The 16,934-nt window shown below is 69.6% G+C and carries 12 protein-coding genes; 8 read left to right on the top strand and 4 right to left on the bottom strand.

Going from position 1 to position 16,934, the window contains the following annotated elements; translation table 11 throughout:
- Window positions 1-3: 3 nt before the first annotated feature.
- Both BJG92_RS13860 and BJG92_RS13855 read right to left on the bottom strand, forming a co-directional pair.
- The gene (locus tag BJG92_RS13860) at window positions 4-993 is read right to left on the bottom strand and encodes a M56 family metallopeptidase (RefSeq protein WP_232084575.1); all 990 of its coding nucleotides are present in this window, start codon (window positions 991-993) and stop codon (window positions 4-6) included.
- 6 nt (window positions 994-999) lie between these two features.
- Window positions 1,000-1,386 carry a BlaI/MecI/CopY family transcriptional regulator gene (locus tag BJG92_RS13855; RefSeq protein WP_232084574.1) on the bottom strand — a complete coding sequence of 129 codons (387 nt, stop codon included), beginning with the start codon at window positions 1,384-1,386 and terminating at the stop codon, window positions 1,000-1,002.
- A gap of 290 nt (window positions 1,387-1,676) precedes the next feature.
- Here BJG92_RS13855 and BJG92_RS13850 point away from each other — a divergent pair, with 290 nt between their 5' ends.
- The 4 genes from BJG92_RS13850 to BJG92_RS13835 are packed head-to-tail and all read left to right on the top strand — an operon-like array spanning window position 1,677 to window position 8,969.
- Window positions 1,677-3,275, top strand: a complete 1,599-nt coding sequence (locus BJG92_RS13850) for a cytochrome ubiquinol oxidase subunit I (protein ID WP_232084573.1) — start codon at window positions 1,677-1,679, stop codon at window positions 3,273-3,275.
- Window positions 3,276-3,317: 42 nt separating this feature from the next.
- Entirely contained in the window at window positions 3,318-4,367 is a 1,050-nt protein-coding gene (gene cydB, locus BJG92_RS13845; RefSeq protein WP_232084572.1) for a cytochrome d ubiquinol oxidase subunit II, read from the top strand.
- 6 nt (window positions 4,368-4,373) lie between these two features.
- Complete coding sequence (gene cydD / locus BJG92_RS13840; RefSeq protein WP_232084571.1) at window positions 4,374-7,949, top strand: thiol reductant ABC exporter subunit CydD; 3,576 nt, start codon at window positions 4,374-4,376, stop codon at window positions 7,947-7,949.
- 21 nt (window positions 7,950-7,970) lie between these two features.
- A complete protein-coding gene (locus BJG92_RS13835) occupies window positions 7,971-8,969 on the top strand; it encodes a GNAT family N-acetyltransferase (RefSeq protein ID WP_232084570.1) in 999 nt (332 codons plus the stop codon).
- A gap of 36 nt (window positions 8,970-9,005) precedes the next feature.
- Here BJG92_RS13835 and BJG92_RS13830 read toward each other — a convergent pair whose 3' ends face one another.
- On the bottom strand, window positions 9,006-9,524 hold the full coding sequence (locus tag BJG92_RS13830; RefSeq protein ID WP_232084569.1) for a DinB family protein: 519 nt from the start codon (window positions 9,522-9,524) through the stop codon (window positions 9,006-9,008).
- A 64-nt stretch (window positions 9,525-9,588) separates the two neighbouring features.
- On the opposite strand from BJG92_RS13830, the gene BJG92_RS13825 reads away from it, so the two are divergent.
- Window positions 9,589-9,972, top strand: a complete 384-nt coding sequence (locus BJG92_RS13825; RefSeq protein WP_232084568.1) for a VOC family protein — start codon at window positions 9,589-9,591, stop codon at window positions 9,970-9,972.
- A gap of 266 nt (window positions 9,973-10,238) precedes the next feature.
- Here the strand turns inward: BJG92_RS13825 and BJG92_RS13820 are convergent, their stop codons facing one another.
- A complete protein-coding gene (locus tag BJG92_RS13820; RefSeq protein WP_232084567.1) occupies window positions 10,239-12,773 on the bottom strand; it encodes a DNA topoisomerase (ATP-hydrolyzing) subunit A in 2,535 nt (844 codons plus the stop codon).
- A 66-nt stretch (window positions 12,774-12,839) separates the two neighbouring features.
- Between BJG92_RS13820 and BJG92_RS13815 the strand changes: the two genes are divergently transcribed.
- The 3 genes from BJG92_RS13815 to BJG92_RS13805 all read left to right on the top strand — a co-directional run.
- Window positions 12,840-15,530, top strand: a complete 2,691-nt coding sequence (locus BJG92_RS13815) for a GNAT family N-acetyltransferase (RefSeq protein ID WP_232084566.1) — start codon at window positions 12,840-12,842, stop codon at window positions 15,528-15,530.
- A 52-nt stretch (window positions 15,531-15,582) separates the two neighbouring features.
- Entirely contained in the window at window positions 15,583-16,323 is a 741-nt protein-coding gene (locus BJG92_RS13810; RefSeq protein ID WP_232084565.1) for a DUF5998 family protein, read from the top strand.
- 1 nt (window position 16,324) lies between these two features.
- Window positions 16,325-16,934 (top strand): alkaline phosphatase family protein (locus tag BJG92_RS13805; RefSeq protein ID WP_374199805.1); only part of this gene is annotated, 610 nt, incomplete at its 3' end.

Here is a 16,934-nt window from a genome sequence, read left to right as displayed (position 1 = left end):
GGCTCAGCCGAGCAGCCCGGGGACTATCAGCAACGCCGTCGGCGCTGCGAGCAGCAGGAGGCTCGCGGCCAGCACGGCCAGCCGCAGCGGCTCAGGCAAGGGCGGCTGCGGGGAGAGCAGGCGGCTGACGCGCGAGGCAGTGGTGCCGGCCGACCCGGCCCCGCCCGTGGCACCTGGCTGGCCGGCGCCGACGTCGGACGCGTCAGGCTCGCCGAACGCCATCTGGACGGCGGGAGCGCCCGTGGAGCCGCTGGCGACGATCGCGATCGCCTTGATCAGCGTGGCCCTGCTTTCGCACTTCAGTGCGACGTCGTCGGCGAGCATTTCGATCAGGGAGTTCACCGCTTCCTGCGCCAACCGGGTGGTCGGCAGCCATGGCAGGGCCTGGCGCCACGCCGCAAAGGCCCACAACAGGAGGTGGTGGTGCTGGCTCAGGTGAGCGTTTTCGTGGACCAGCACCGCCCGGAGCTCGGCGGGTTCCAGGGCGGCCAGGAGCCCGTCTGAGAGCACGGTCACAGAGCGCGCGCCGCCCGGCAGGCAGTAAGCCACGGGGGACTCGAGGTTGAGCACCATGGTCCCGGTTCCGTCAGCGGAGGGTGAGGCCAGCAGCCCGAGCAGTTCACGGTGCCGCCGTCGCTGCCGCTGGATCCTGTAATACGTCAGCAGCAGGGTGAAGACCAAATGTGCAGTCAGCAGCGCCGCGGCGGAAAGCGCAAAGATATGCCAGAATCCGAGTTCCGTGCTGGGCGCGTTCCGGAATACTATTCCGGCCAGGGACCGCAGCCCGGCCAGCAGGTTGTCTCCGACCGGCGCCAGCCCGTACGTGAGCATGGCGCCGATCATCGACAGGCCGCCTGCGAGGGCGATCGACTGCCATAGCAGCATCGCCGTGAAAGGGGACCGCGCGGGCCACTGGGCGCGCGAGAAGACGATGGGCACCGGCCAGGCCAGCCCCACCGCGAGGACCGCCAGAAACCATGAGGTCCAGAACATAGGGCGCTAGTTGCGACCCAACAGCTTGCGCAGAGTTTCCGCTTCGGTATCGGTGACGGAACCAATGAAACGCGCCAGGACTGCCTCGCGGTCCGGCGCGGAGCCCAGGACTTCGTGCATCAGTTCCGCGGTGTGCTCTTCGCGGCTGGAGACGGACTGGTAGCGGTGCGGGCGGGTGCCGCGTTCGCGCTCCACCAGGCCCTTGCGCTCCAGGCGGGACAGCACGGTCAGCACGGTGGTGACGGCAAGATCCTTGCCCTCGTGACCGGCAGAGCCGCCCTCGGCCCGGGTGCTCTTCGCCAGGAGATCCCGCAGCGTATTAGCCGTTGCCGCTTCCTGGCCCGCCCACAGCAGATCCATCACTGCCCGTTCCAGGTCACCGAGACTTGCCATTTCCCCCACGTCCTTCGTGACGGCCGCCCGGGATCGGCCAGTTGGCCTGCCGGGTGGCGTGTTAACACTTCGTTATCTAATTTACCGTGTTTTGCGCATTCTTTCTACAGGAAGTAGAACTATCCGCTTCGGCGCGCCGCTGGTGCCCTGGGAGCCTGCGCTCTCCAGCGCGGCCCCTCCCGCGCCGTGGGACTCCGGTACGCGGAGGCCCTGATGTGTTCTACACTCTGTAGAAGAATCATTTCTACGTCATGTAGAAGTCTCCCGCCCGGCGAAAAGTAGGAACTGCCTTGGACGCTTTGGAAATCGCACGCTGGCAATTCGGCATCACTACCGTCTACCACTTCATGATGGTGCCGCTTACGATCGGGCTCGGCCTGGTCGTGGCCGTCATCCAGACCCTCTGGTACCGCACCGGCAAGCCGGAATACCTCCGGATGACCAAATTCTGGGGCAAGCTCTTCCTCATCAACTTCATCATGGGCGTCGCCACAGGGATCGTGCAGGAGTTCCAGTTCGGCATGGCCTGGAGCGAATACAGCCGCTTCGTCGGCGACGTCTTCGGGGCGCCGCTCGCGATGGAAGCGCTGCTGGCCTTCTTCGTGGAATCCACGTTCCTGGGCCTGTGGATCTTCGGCTGGAAGCAACTCAAGCCCGGGGTCCACCTCGCCTGCCTCTGGATCGCTGTCATCGGCTCGGTCTTCTCCGCCTACTTCATCATCGTGGCCAACAGCTGGATGCAGCACCCCGTCGGCGTCGAGATGATCAACGGGCGCCCGGTCATGACGGACGCCTGGGCGGTCTTCACCAACAACACGGCGCTGGTGGCCGTCCCGCACACAATCTTCGGGGCCCTCGCCGTCGCCGGGTCGTTTCTGCTGGGAATCGCCTGGTACCACCTGTGGCGCCGCCGCCACGACGGGGTGGACACGGTCGGGGCGGACGGCAGGGTCATTCCCGGCGAGTCAGCCGTTCCGGGGCGGGACCGTGCCGACCACGCAGTATGGATCCGCTCGGTGCGGATCGGCGCCGTCGTCGCCATGATTTCCTTCGCGGGCACCGCCGTCACCGGAGACCTGCAGGGCAAGCTCATGTTCGAACAACAGCCGATGAAGATGGCCGCCGCGGAGGCTGCCTGCCATGACGGCACCGGCTTCTCGGTGCTGAGCGTCGGCAACCTCGGTTCGAAGAACTGCGATGACATCGTTGCCGTGATCGAGGTCCCCGGGATCCTGTCTTTCCTCGCGAAGGGCGATTTCAGCACCGAGGTCAAGGGCGTGAACAGCCTCCTGGACCGGTACAAGGCCGACTACGGCACCAACCTGCCCGACAACCCGATCTACGGGGAGCGGGCCGGGCAGGAGATCCAGTATGTCCCGGTCATGGAAGTCACCTACTGGGGTTTCCGGATGATGATCGGCTTCGGCGGCCTGGCCGCCTTCGCGGCGCTCGTGGCACTGTGGGCCACGCGCAAGGGAACCGTCCCGGCATCCCGCGGCATCATGAGGCTGGCCGTGTTCGGAATCCTGGCGCCGTTCGGGGCCAACGCCGCCGGCTGGATTTTCACCGAAATGGGCCGGCAGCCGTTCGTCGTCGCCCCGAACCCGGATCCAAGCGGGATCGACCAGGTCTTCATGTTCACCGCCGCGGCCGTCTCCCCGGGGGTGTCCGCCGGGGAACTGCTGACCTCCCTGATCGTGCTCACGGCCGTGTACGCCGTGCTCCTGGTGGTCGAGGTCAAGCTGTTAGTGAAGTACATCCGGGGTGGGGTGGTCTCGGCCATGCCGGAGCTGGTCCACGCCCCCGCTGACCAAAACGAGGACGGCACCCCAGGGGACGGCGGTCCGGGCAAGCCCGAAGCCGGCGACGTCCTGGCCTTCGCCTACTAGCCACTCCCCAAGACCCGTACGGAGAAACTGAGGATATTCAGCATGGATCTGCTACCCACCATCTGGTTCATTGCCATTGCGGTGCTGTGGACGGGTTATCTCTTTCTGGAGGGTTTTGACCTCGGCGTCGGAATGCTCATGAAGGGCTTCGCCCGCAACAACACCGAACGCCGCGTCCTGCTCAACACGATCGGCCCGGTCTGGGACGGCAACGAGGTCTGGCTCCTGACCGCGGGAGGTGCCACCTTCGCGGCCTTCCCGCTCTGGTACGCGTCCTTGTTCTCAGCGCTCTATTTGCCGCTGCTGCTGGTCCTCGTGGCCCTCATTTTCCGCGCCGTGGCCTTCGAATACCGCGGCAAGGTGGACACCCCGCAGTGGCGCGCCCGCTGGGACTGGGCCATCTCGGCCGGCTCCCTCGTCGCCGCCTTCGGCGTCGGAGCCGCCCTGGCACTGACCACCACGGGCCTGCCGTTGAACGCCAACGGTGACCGGGTGGGCGGCCCCTTCGCCTGGTTCAGCGCCTACGCCGTGCTGGGCGGACTCGCCGTCGTCGGGTTCTCGCTCCTGCACGGGCTCGCCTTCCTGGCGCTCAAGACCGACGGCGACATCCGGCGCCGGGCGCGCGAGCGGTTCGTCCGGCTGCTGCCCGTGCTGCTGCTGCCCCTCGCAGGGTGGGCGGTGAGCCTTCAGCTGCTCAGCGGCGAGGCCTGGACCGTGGCGGCCGTGGTCGCCGCCGTCGTGGCCGCCGTCCTGGCGTGGAACTTCGCTCGGAAGGGTGCCGAGGGCAGGGCGTTCCTCGCGCTCGGCGCCTTCCTGCTGCTCGGCAGCGCCTCGATCTTCGGCGCGGCCTTCCCCGTGGTGCTGCCCTCCACCCTGGACCCGGACTTCAGCCTGACCGTCTCCAACGCCTCGTCCTCGGATTACACCCTGGGGCTGATGAGCATCGTTGCCTGCATCGGCCTGCCGCTGGTCCTCGCCTACCAGGCCTGGACGTACTGGGTGTTCCGGCGCAGGGTGAGCCACGAGCACATCCCGGAGGCCCACAGCTTCCTTCCCGCTATCGCCGCCAAAGCGCTGGCACCCAAGGACTAGTACCCGATGAGACCCCAGTTCCCGGCGGGCCCCGCAAACCGTTCCGCCCTCTACCTGCTGGGCCTGCTCGCGGCCCTGAAGGCCTTGTCCCTGGTGTTGATGGGACAGGCTGTCGCTTCCGTCCTCGCCGGACTCATGGCCCACAGCCCCGCCTGGGACAAACAGCTTCTCTGGGGGTGCGCCGGGGTGGTGCTGCGATCGCTGACAGTCTGGGGCCAGGCCGTCGCGTCGCGCCGGGCAGCGCTGGGGGTCAAGGAGCAGCTGCGTTCAGAGCTCCTTGCGCGGGCGTTGCGGGGCGGCACCCGGTCCGCCGGCCCCGCCGACGGCGGGCTCGCCATCCTCGCCACGCGCGGACTCGACGCCCTGGACAGCTATTACACCCAGTTCCTGCCCGCCGTCGTGAACTGCGCGGCCATCCCGCTGCTGCTGGGCGCCAGGATCCTGTTCGCCGACTGGATCAGCGCCGCCGTGATCGTGCTGACGGTGCCGCTGGTGCCGATCTTCATGATCCTGATTGGCCGGTACACCGCTGACAGGGTCAAGGAAGCCCAGTCAGCCCTCGCCCGGCTGTCCGGGCACATGCTGGAACTGGCCAAGGGCCTTCCCGTGCTGGTGGGCCTGGGCCGCGCCACGGACCAGCGCAAAGCCCTGGAGGACATCTCCGAGGAGTACCGCACGCGCACGATGGGCACCCTGCGCACCGCCTTCCTCTCCGCGCTCGCCCTGGAACTCATCGCGACTCTCTCCGTGGCCGTCGTCGCGGTGTTCATCGGTGTCCGCCTCGTGAACGGCGACATGGCCCTGGAAGCCGGGCTGCTGGCGCTCATCCTCGCCCCCGACTGCTACCTCCCGCTCCGGGAGCTGGGAACCGCCCACCACGCGAGCGATGAGGGCCGTGCGGCGCTCGCCGCAACCAACGAGGTCCTCTCGGCCCCCGAGGCAACGCCGCTCCGGCCAGCTGTTCCCGCCGCGGCTGCCGGAGCTGCCGGGACAGCCGTTCCCGCCGGAGCTGCCCGAGCTGCCGGGCCCGCGGGGCCGCCAGCGGTGACCGTAGCGGGCCTGACCGTCAGCTACGGCGGGAGGACGGAGAACGCCGTCGGGCCGCTCAGCTTCACCGCCGCCCCGGGCCGGATCACTGCCCTGGACGGGCCCAGCGGCGCCGGTAAGAGCACCGTCCTCGGCGTACTGGCCGGCACCATCGGGACCGGCGGCGGCCCTGACCGGCCTGACCTGCAAACGACCGTTACCGGGCGGCTCCAAGGATTTACGACGGCGGACATCGCCTGGGTGCCGCAGCACCCCGTGATGGTTGCCCAGACGGTGCTGGACGAAATCCGGCTGTATCTCGGTGCGTCCGGAATCGGCGCTGCGGCGGACACTGCAGCCCTGCGCTGCCTGGCGGCCTGCGCCGCGGAGCACCTGGCCGCGAAGCACCCCGCCGAGCTCAGCCCGGGGGAGCTGCGGCGGGTGGCGCTGGCCCGCGGCATGGCCAGGATCGAGGCGGGAGCCACCGTCCTGCTGCTCGATGAACCCACGGCACACCTGGACCGCGCCTCCGCCGCCGTGGTCAGCCGCGCCATCGTGTCGCTGCGGGGCAAGGCCACCGTGCTGCTGGTGGCCCACGACCGGCAGACCCGCGAACTGGCCGAGCAGATCATCGCTGTGGCCCCCGCAACGCCAGCAAGCGCCACACCGGCTGCTGCCGTCCTTGCTGCCGACCCCGCTGCCGACCTTGCTGCCGACCCTGCGCCGCAACCGCAGGCCGCAGGTTTCCCAGCCACTGTGAACGTTGCCGGCTTTTCCGACGCTGCCGCCGGGCCCTTCGGGACGCCGACGGCGGAGGCCGCCGCCAGCACCGCACGCGGTTCAACAACGGCGCTGCTGCGTCGGTTGCTCGCCCCTGTCGCGGGCAAATTTGCCGCCGCCGGCGCCATCGGCACGCTGGCGGCGCTCTTCGCCGTCGCACTGGCCGGGCTGTCAGGCTGGCTGATCGTGCGCGCCAGCGAACAGCCGCCCATCCTGTATCTGCTGACGGCGATCGTCGGCGTGCGGTTCTTGGGTGTTGGACGTGCGGCGCTGCGTTACGCCGAGCGGCTCCTGCTGCACGACGCCGTGTTCGCTGCCCTGACCAGGCTCCGCGGCCGGCTCTGGGAGTCACTGAGCCGGCGCGCGCTGTCCCTGCGCCGGCTGCTGCAGGGCGGCAACGTCCTGGGCACCGTCGTGGACGACGTCGACACTGTCCGGGAGCTGCTGCCCCGGGTGGTCCTGCCGCCGCTAACTGCCGTGGCGGTCGCAGCCGCCGCCGTCACGGGGATCGGCCTGCTGCTGCCGGCCGTCCTCCCGGCCGTGATTGCCGCGGCACTGCTGAGTCTCGTGGCTGCCCCCGCCCTCGCGCTGGCCGCGGACCGGATGTCCGCCGGCACAGAACAGCTGCTCCGCTCCGGCGTGCTGCGCCACGTGGCGGCTGCGCTCGAGGCCCGTGCCGAACTCCACGCCAACGGCGTCGGGGGCCCGGTGCTCGCCGCGATCGGCCGGGCGGACCGGGCCGCGACCGCCGCCTCCCAACGCTCCGCCTGGGCCGAGGGTCTGGGCCAGGGGCTGACGGTGCTGGCGTGCGGGGGCGCCGCGCTGGCCAGCGCTGTGCTGGCCGCGCCGCTAGCCCTCAGCGGGGCGGCGGAACCGGCGACGGTGGCCGTCGCCGTGCTGCTGCAACTCGCGCTGGTGGAACCGTACGCGGCCATCACGACGGCGGTCCGCCAGTACCCGGCGCTCCGTGCCGTGCTTCAAAGGGTCGGCGGGGCCGGCGTCCTGGCCGGGTACGATCCGGACCCGACGGCGGAGGAGACCGGCGGGCTCGTGCCGGTGCCGGCGCGTCCCGGCGGCGCCCCCGGTATCGAGTTGCGGGAGCTGTCCGCCGCCTGGCCCGGCGGCGGGCCCGTCTTTGACGGCCTCACCGCAGTGGCAGAACCCGGGCGCTGGCTCGCCGTGACCGGCGCCTCGGGTTCCGGCAAGTCCACCCTGCTGGCCGTGGTGCTCGGCTTCCTGCCGGCCAGGCGCGGACAGGTCTTCCTCAGCGGGCGGGTTGCCTGGTGCCCGCAGGAGGCTCACCTTTTCGACTCCACGATCCGTGGCAACCTGATGCTGGGGCTGCCGCCGGGCCAGGAAGGCGGGGAACGGGCGCAGCGGCTGGAGCGCCAGCTGCGGGACGCCCTCGCCGCGGTGGGCCTTGCGCCGCTGATGGCGCGGCTGGCGGACGCCCCGGGAGGCGGCCTCGACACCCGGATCGGACCCGGCGGGGCCTTCCTCAGCGGCGGCGAGCGGCAACGGCTGGCCGTCGCCCGCACCCTGCTCACCGGGGCGGAGGTGATCCTGCTCGACGAACCGACGGCGCACCTGGACGCGGCGTCCGGCCGTGCCATGCTGGCCGAGCTGCGGCACGGTCTCAGGGACCGGACCGTGGTCCTCGTGACGCACAACCCGGCGGACGTCGGGGCGGAAGACAGCCGTCTGGACCTTGACCTGTCGGCGGTCCGGCAGACCGTTCCGGCCCAGGATTCACCGCCGCTGCTGGCGCGTCGGTAGGCCGGACGTTAGCCTGTTGCCATGCACGGACCTCCCGACGCGGACTCCCTCGCCAGCCTCGATCCCCGCCTGCACTGGCGGCCGGCCGGGACGGACGGGCTTGAGGCCTGGGCCGCACTGATTGCCCGGACCGCCGCCGTCGAACAGCCTGTCTGGTTCGAGCGCCGCCCTGACCTGGAACAGATCCTTGAGTCCAGGAAGAACCCGGCCGCCGGGAACAGCGTCCTGGGCTTCGATGACCAGGGCGTTGCCCGCGCCTACGCCCGGATCACCAAGAACCGGGACGGGGACAAGGCGATCGGCGCCGGCTACGTCGATCCCGAATGGCAGGGGACCGGGATCGGAACCGGCCTGCTCGGCTGGCTGGAGACCCGGACCCGGCAACGCTTTGCCGAGGACGGGGTGTCCCCTTCCCGCCCCAGGCTGCGGCTCTACATGGAACAGCAGCACACGCATCACGCCGCGCTCTTCGCGGGCTCCGGCTACCGGATTGTCCGCTACTTCAACGAGATGCACCGTCCGCTGGACGCGGGATTCCCCGAGGTTAAGCTGGCGGAGGGGCTTGAACTGGTGGACTTCGGGCCGGAACTGCACGAGCCCGTGCGGCTGGCGCACAACGAGGCGTTCCGGGACCACTGGGGCAGCGAACCGCGTGACGAAGAGGGCTGGGGCTTCGTGGTGAACGATCCGCTGGCCCGGCCGGACCTGAGCGCCGTCGCCGTGGAGAAGGCGAGCGGGCGGGTGGCGGGCTACCAGATCGCCAGCCACGACGCCGGGAGCGCCGCGTCACGCGGGTTCAGCGAGGGCTACACCGACCTGCTGGGGGTCCGGCGGGAGTTCCGCGGCCGGGGGATCGCGCAGGCCCTGCTGGCCGATGCCATGCAGCGCTTCGCCGCAGCCGGCCTGGACACAGCCTCGCTGGACGTGGACTCGGAAAACCCCACGGGAGCGCTGGCGCTGTACACCAAGATGGGCTACCGCGTGGTCAACCGCAGCATGGCCTGGGACAAGGATCTTTAGTGCGCGCTAGCCATCCACGCGTTAGCCGTCCACGCGCTAGCCGTCCACATCGTGGAGGTGATGGACGACGTCGTGCAGGAAGTACTGCGCGAACGTCAGCACCGTGAACTCCGAACCGTTGCTGCGGGTGCCCTTGCTGCCCCACTCATCCTCCGGGACCCGCGCGAAGGATGCGGCGATCTGCGTGCCCTCGGCAGTGAGTTCGGCGCTGACGACGGCGGGATCCGCGTTGGCGTAGTCCTTCTCGATGGCTGTCAGGTCCTGGTCCCAGTCCTCGAAGCGGGCGTCGTCCTCGGTGACCATGAGGTCCAGCCGGTGGTCGAACAAGGCGAAGACATCGCGGACGTGGCCGGCGTACTCCAGGACCGACCACGTGTTCGCATCCGGGCGGTCCGCCACGTCCGGACGCCGCAGCGCCGCCCGCCAGCGCGGGAGCATGCTGGCCACGATCCCCGGGGCAGTGGCCGGGGTGGCGGCCGTGGCGTCGAAACCGCACTCCGGGCAGGGCCGCTGCAGGACCCAGGTCCAGTCCTTGTGATCGGGCACGATAGGCATGCGAACAGTCTAGGGGAAGGAGTAGAATTCGTTCCGGGGGAAGGGCCTGGAAAGGGACATAACCATGCTCAAAGACCAGCCGGTTGTCGCCGTGTTGCCGGCCGCGGATCTCGCTCGCGCACGCGATTTCTACCGCGACAAGCTCGGACTCGAACCGGACAATCCGGGCGCCGAGGACAACCTGGAGTACACCTGCGGCTCCGGCAGCAGATTCATGCTCTACCAGACGTCCAACGCCGGAACGGCCAAGAATACGCAGATGGGCTGGACGGTCACTGACCTGCCGGCCACTGTTTCCGAGCTCCGCGCCGCGGGGGTTGTCTTCGAGGAGTACGACTTCCCGGGCCTGAAGACCGAGGACGGCATGGCCGTCCTGCCGGATGGGGGCTCCGCAGCGTGGTTCCTGGACAGCGAGGGCAACATCCTCAACGTGAACTCCGGGAGGTAAACGCCACGGGCTGATCCCGGGCGGCCGCAACCCTGCGGCGGCCCGGGGTTCTGTGTGGTCCCGGGCGTTCCGGGTGAGCAGGCGTTGACCATTTGCCACAGGTAGCCGAAAGGGCGTGCCCCCTGGCGGCCGTTCATGGCGAATGGGTGGACCCGGCCCCCTGTGACCCGACCCCCGGTGGACTTGCCCCCTTGCGACCTGGAACCTTGCCTGCAGGCCCTGACGCGGGCCCTGACGGGGGCCCCGACGCTGTCCCGGCCGGAAGACTAGGCCTCCGCCGCGGTTTCCTCGGCCCAGGCCATACTCGGACCGATCGTGTCGATGGCCTGCGAGAGCGGGATACCGGATCCGTCGCGGCGGCCGTGTTCCCCGGGCAGGGAACGCGCCACCCCGGCCAGGGAGGACGCCTTTGCCGGACCGTGCCCGGCCCACGCGAGCAGGAGCGTGTCCTCGCCTTTCAGGAAGCGGTGCGCCCGGACCCCGGCCGTGGCGCGGCCCTTCGCGGGATACTCGGACAGCGCCGTGACCTTCGCGGCGCCGGGTGCGGTGCCCGGGAGGGCCCCGTCGGTGCCGGCAATGGTCACGACGACGGCGCCGGCGTCGGCTGCGCTGGCGGCGCCGAAGAACAGCACCGTGTCCCCGGCGGCCAGTTTGATTCCCGCCATGCCGCCGGCGGTGCGGCCCTGCGGGCGGACTGCCGAGGCGCCGAAGCGCAGGAGCTGCGCCTGCTGGGTGACGAAGACGAGGTCGACGTCGTCGGGCCCTGCGGGAGCGACACCGATCACGGTGTCCCGGTCCTTGAGCGCAATGACTTCCCAGTCCTCGCGGTTCAGCGGGTAGTCCGGCTGGACGCGCTTGACCACCCCCTGGGCTGTGCCGATCGCCAGCACTTCGTCGAGCGGCGCGAACGCCACCAGCGATTCGTTTTTGAGCAGCGTGATGAAGTCCTTGGCCGGTACCCCGCCGGCCATATTGGGGGTGCCGGAGGTGGGCGGCAGCACGGGCATGTCCATCACCTGGAGCCGCAGCATGCGGCCCTGGGAGGTGACGGCGGCAATCTCGCCGCGCGCGGAGGTCTTCACCACGGAGGTGAACACATCATGCCGGGTCCGCGGGCCGGACTCGGCGAGGCTGTCACGGTGCGTGGTGCGGGCGATCTGGCCCGACGCCGTCAGGATCGCCCAGCAGGGGTCGTCGGCAATTTCAAGGGCCAGCGGGGCGGCCTTGCCCCTGGCTCCGGGCGCGGCCGCGAGGGCAGCGGCGACGGTGGGGGAGACGGCCTCGGACTCGAGCAGCACGGTCCGCCGCGGGGTCCCGTACTTCTCGGCGACGTCGCCGAGCTCGTCGGACACCAGGGCGCGGAGCCGTTCGCTGGAGCCGAGGATAGCCTCGAGCTCGGCGATTTCGCGGCGCAGCTCGTCCTGCTCTTTTTCGAGTTCGATCCGGGAATACTTGGTCAGTTGCCGGAGCCGGAGCTCCAGGATGTAGTTGGCCTGGGTCTCGGAGAGGTCGTAGATCGACATCAGCCGGGTCCGGGCCGCGGCCACCTCGTCCGAGGAGCGGATGATCTGGATGACCTCATCGATGTCCACGATGGCGATCAGGAGGCCCTCGACCAGGTGCAGGCGGTCCTTCTTCTTCCCGAGGCGGTAGGCGGTGCGGCGCCGGACCACCGTGATGCGGTGCTCCACATAGACGGTCAGAAGCTGCAGCAGCCCGAGGGTCTGCGGCTGGCCGTCAACCAGCGTGACGTTGTTGATGCCGAACGAATCCTCCATCGGCGAGTAGCGGTAGAGCTGCTGGAGGACGGCGTTCGGGTTGAAGCCGTTCTTCAGTTCGATCACGAGCCGCAGCCCGTGCTTGCGGTCCGTGAGGTCCACGATGTCGCTGATGCCGGCCAGCTTCTTGCCGTTGACGGCGTCCTTGATCTTCTCGATCACCTTCTCCGGGCCCACCATGTAGGGCAGTTCCGTGACCACCAGGCCGGTGCGGCGGGCCGAGAGCTGCTCGATCTCGACCTTGGCGCGGGTCTTGAACGAGCCGCGCCCGGTCGCGTAGGCATCGCGGATGCCGTCCAGCCCCACGATCCGGCCGCCGGTGGGCAGGTCCGGGCCCGGGACGAACTTCATGATGTCCTCGAGGGTGGCGTCCGGGTTCTCGATCAGGTGCCGGGCAGCGGCGATGACCTCGACGAGGTTGTGCGGGGCCATGTTCGTGGCCATGCCGACGGCGATGCCGGTGGCGCCGTTGACCAGCAGGTTCGGGAACGCGGCCGGCAGAACGTCCGGCTGGGTGAGCTGGTTGTCGTAGTTGGGGACGAAGTCGACGACGTCCTCGTCGAGGTGGTCCGTCAGCGTCAGGGCCGCCGCGGCGAGGCGGGCCTCGGTGTACCGGGGAGCCGCCGGGCCGTCGTCGAGCGAGCCGAAGTTGCCGTGCCCGTCGATGAGCGGCAGCCGCAGCGAGAAGTCCTGCGCCATGCGCACCATGGCGTCGTAGATCGCCGTGTCACCGTGCGGGTGCAGCTTGCCCATGACCTCGCCCACCACACGGGCGCTCTTGACGTGGCCGCGGTCCGGACGCAGGCCCATCTCGCTCATCATGTACAGAATGCGCCGCTGGACCGGCTTCAGGCCGTCGCGCGCGTCCGGAAGGGCCCTCGAATAGATCACCGAATAGGCGTATTCGAGGAACGAACCTTCCATCTCTGATGTGACGTCGATGTCGACGATGTTCTCTACGAAATTCCCCGCGGAATCCGGGTTGGCTTCCCCTGCCGGGGGCGTGGTTTGGCGGCGTGCCATGAGGCTGGTGGGTCCTTCTGAGGGTGCTGAGCGGGTGCTGCGTAAGTTAGTGACTAGGCTAAGCCTATGGTGGATCAGCCGGCGGACGGCGTATATCCGGAATATTGGGAAGCCGATGTTGTCCTGCGCGACGGCGGGACGGGGCATCTGCGCCCGATCCACCCCGCCGATGCGGACGCGGTGCAGGCCTTTCACGTGGGCCAATCGCAGAAGTCCATCTACATGAGGTTCTTCGCGTTCAAGTCCAGGCTCTCCGCGAAGGAACTCAAGCGCTTCACCGAGGTGGACTACAAGGACCGCGTGGCCCTCGTCATCACGATCGGCGGGGAGATCATGGGCATCGGCCGCTACGACCGGCTCGAGGATCCCACGGAAGCCGAAGTCGCGTTCAACATCGCCGATGCGCACCAGGGCCGCGGCATCGGGTCCATCCTGCTCGAACACCTCGCCGCCGCCGCCCGCGAGAACGGGATCCGGAAATTCAGTGCCGAGGTCCTCCCGGAGAACCGCAAGATGCTCATGGTGTTCTCGGACGCCGGCTACGACGTCAAACGCCACTTCGACGACGGCGTGGTCAGCCTGGAGTTCAACATCGACCCCACGGACAAGTCCCGTGCCGTGATGGAGTCCCGCGAGCACCGCGCCGAGGCGCGCAGCATCCAGGAACTGCTCGCCCCGTCCTCCGTGGCCGTGATCGGCGCCAGCCGCAAATGGGGCACCGTGGGCTACCAGCTGCTGGAGCACATCATCGAGGGCGGGTTCACCGGTCCGGTCTATGCGATCAACCCGGAAGCCTTCGAGCTCGCCGGCATGCTGTCCTTCGCCCGGCTCGCCGAAGTCCCCGGCCCCGTCAAGCTCGCCATCATCGCCGTCCCGTACGCTGAGGTCCCCAAAGTCGTGGAGGAATGCGCCGCCGCCGGGGTTAAGGGGATTGTGGTGGCCACCTCCGGGTACGCGGACGACGGCGACCGCGGCCTCGCCCGGCAGCGCGAACTTGTCCGGCAGGCCCGCGCCAACGGCATGCGCGTGATCGGGCCCGCGTCGCTGGGCATCCTGAACACCAACCCGGCCGTGTCACTCAACGCCTCGATGGCGCCCTCGCTGGCCCGGCGCGGCGGCCTGGGACTGTTCAGCCAGTCGGCGGCGATCGGCGTCTCCCTCTACGCCGCCTCCAGCAGGCGCCGCGTCGGCATCTCCACTTTCCTCTCGGCCGGCAACCGCGCCGACGTCTCCGGCAACGACATGATGCAGTTCTGGGAGGACGACGCCGACACGACCGCCGTCGGGCTCTACCTGGAATCGATCGGTAATCCGCGCAAATTTTCCCGGCTGGCCCGGCGGCTGGCCCGGACGAAACCCGTCATCGTGGCGAAGTCCGACGCGATGGGGCTGGGCCTGCCTCCGGGCCACGCCGTCCGCACCACCCAGGCCCCGCCCGAGGCCCTCGATGCGATGATGCGCCAGGCCGGCGTGATCCGCGTCGAAACCATCGAACAGCTGATGGACGTCGCCCAGATCGTCTCCAGCCAGCCCCTGCCCAAGGGGCCTGGAATCGCCGTCTTCAGCAACTCCCGGGCGCTCGGCAAGGTCGTCGCGGACAGCGCGGCGGCGCAGGGACTCGGGGTGGAACGGATTGTCACGGACGTGGACCTCGACGCCGGGATGTCCGTGGCGCTGCCTGCCCTCCGGCGCAGCCTGCAGGAACTCCTCACGGCGGACACCGTGCACGCCGTCGTGGTGGCGTTGCTGCCGGCGCACGGCCTCACGGTGGAAAAGATCGCCGGAGTTCTCGCCGAGTGCTCGGCGGCCGCCGGCAAACCGGTGGTGGCTGCGTTCAGTGGACTCCTGGATCCGTCCATCTACGTGGAAGGTATGGTGGGCGACGCAGCGGTCTCAACGGTGGTCCCCTGTTATTCGAACCCGGGCGCCGCCGTGGCTGCGCTCGGCGCGGTCGTCCGCTACGCCCAGTGGCTGGACCGGGACCACGGGCTCTTCGTGGAACCCGAGGGCTGCGACGCGGACGGCGCGCACGCCGATCTCGACGCGCTGCTGCACGAGGTCAGCGGCGAGCAACTGGTCCGGCTGGACCAGGCGGCGGCCTCGCGGCTCCTGGCCCGCTACGGCATCCGGGTGGTGCCCTCGGAAGGCTTCGAGACCGAGGCGGAAGCCGTGGCGGCGGCCGACCGGCTCGGCTGGCCCGTTGCCCTGAAGACGACCGATCCCGCGCTGCGGCACCGCCTGGACCTTGGCGGGGTGCGCCTGGACATCCAGGACGCCGAGTCGCTGCGGCGGAACGTGCTGGAAATGCGGAAGTCGCTGGAACGCTACGGCTCGCCCTCGCTGGAAGTGCAGACCATGGTGCCAGTGGGGCAGGCCTGCACTTTCCGCGCCATCGAGGACCCGCTGCTGGGGCCGGTGGTTTCCTTCGGCCTGGCCGGGGACGCCGTTAACCTGCTGGAGGACTGGGCCCACCGGGTTCCGCCGCTGTCCGGCTCCGATGTCCACGATTTCATCCGGTCGCCCCGCGCCTCACGCAAGCTCTTCGGCTACCAGGGACTGCCGGCCGTTGACGCCGCCGCGCTGGAGGATCTCGCCGCCCGGCTGGCCAGGCTCAAGGACAACCACCCCGAGATCGCTTTGGTGGACTTCAACCCGGTCCTGGCAGGACCCGACGGCGCGTCAATCCTCGCCGCGGACGTCCGGATCGCCAACGCGGCCCAGCGCACCGACAGCGCCCGGCGCGCCATGCGGAGCTAGCGGAGAACGGCGCAGTTAGCAAGTCCCCGGCCGATCTGTGAAAATGGGATCCATGAGCTTTCCGACTCCGACACCCGAGCCCCTGGCAGTCCCCGGACGCCCGGGCACGCACCATCACGGCCTGCATGACCACAGTGCGCAGGGTCAAAGTCTGGAAGGGGCCCTCGAGCAGGCAGGTTTCTACCCCAGGCTGGTCACCGACGTCGTCGCCGATGCCCTGGACGGCCGTGACTGCGTGGCCCACCTCGTCCATCTCGAAACGCACTTTGACCGCGCCGAGGTCCGCCGGCACATCACCGTGATGGTGCTGACCGAGGACATGCTCGTCATTACCCACGTGGACGACCAGCAGCTCGATGAGGCCGGCGAACAGACCGTCGCGCAGGTGTCGACCGAGTCCGTGCCCGTGACGCAGATCCGTTCCGTGGTGCTCAGCTACGTCTACGCCCAGCCCCAGGACTACAAACCCTCGGATCCGGTCCGCGAACTGACCCTGTCCATCGCCTGGTCCGGCGGGCAGCGCCTGGACATGGGCCCGGCCAGCTGCGGCGATCCGCAGTGCGAGGCGGACCACGGCTACAGCGGCACGATCGCCCAGGAGGACATTGTGATCAGGATCAGCGCCGAGGCCGACGGGCTGCAGGCCGTCCAGGACGCCAAGCTCTTCGCCCGCGCCCTCCGGGCAGTGAACACCGGATCCTCGGCCCCCGTCCCGCATACCGGCCCCGGCCTGCCGCCCCGCGCCAGGATGGGTGTCTTCGGAAACCGCCTCAGCCGCGGCCACCAGCGCTGAGATGGCGCCGGCCCGCATGCCCGAGCAGCTCTCCGCCGCTGACGCCCTGACCCAGCCGCTGCCCATCGCCCCGGCATTCGGCAGCCGTTCCATCGCAGAGGTGCTTACCAGCGCCGCGGCCAGTCTGGGCATCCCCGGCTTCGAGAACCGGCTGAACCTCCCTGCCAGCAAGCGGGTCTGCATTGTGCTCGCCGATGGGCTGGGCCGGAACCTGCTGAAGCAGAAGTCGGCCCACACCCCGTTCCTGCGCTCAGCGATGCAGGCCGGCCAGGGCCAGGTGCCGGTGTTCCTTGACTCGGCGTTTCCCTCCACGACGGCGGCTTCACTGGCCAGCTTCGGCACCGGACTCCCCGCCGGGCAGCACGGCATGGTGGGCTACGACGTCCTCGACCCGGACCAGGACCGGGTGGTCAACATGCTCGGCGGCTGGGACGCCGGCGTGGATCCGCAGCGCTGGCAGCCGTTCCCCACAGTGTTCGAGCGCGCCGCCGCGCACGTGGACGTCTGCACCGTCAGCCTGCCCCAGTTCAGCAACTCGGCCATGACCCGGGCCGCGCTCCGGGGTGGCCGCTTCGTCACCGGGACCACATCCCACGCCCGGACGGCCGCTG

Origin of the sequence: Arthrobacter sp. SO5, from assembly GCF_020532805.1 — a bacterium.
Lineage (GTDB): Bacteria > Actinomycetota > Actinomycetes > Actinomycetales > Micrococcaceae > Arthrobacter.
Note: the sequence above shows the minus strand (reverse complement) of the source record. Positions and strands in the feature narration are given on the sequence as shown.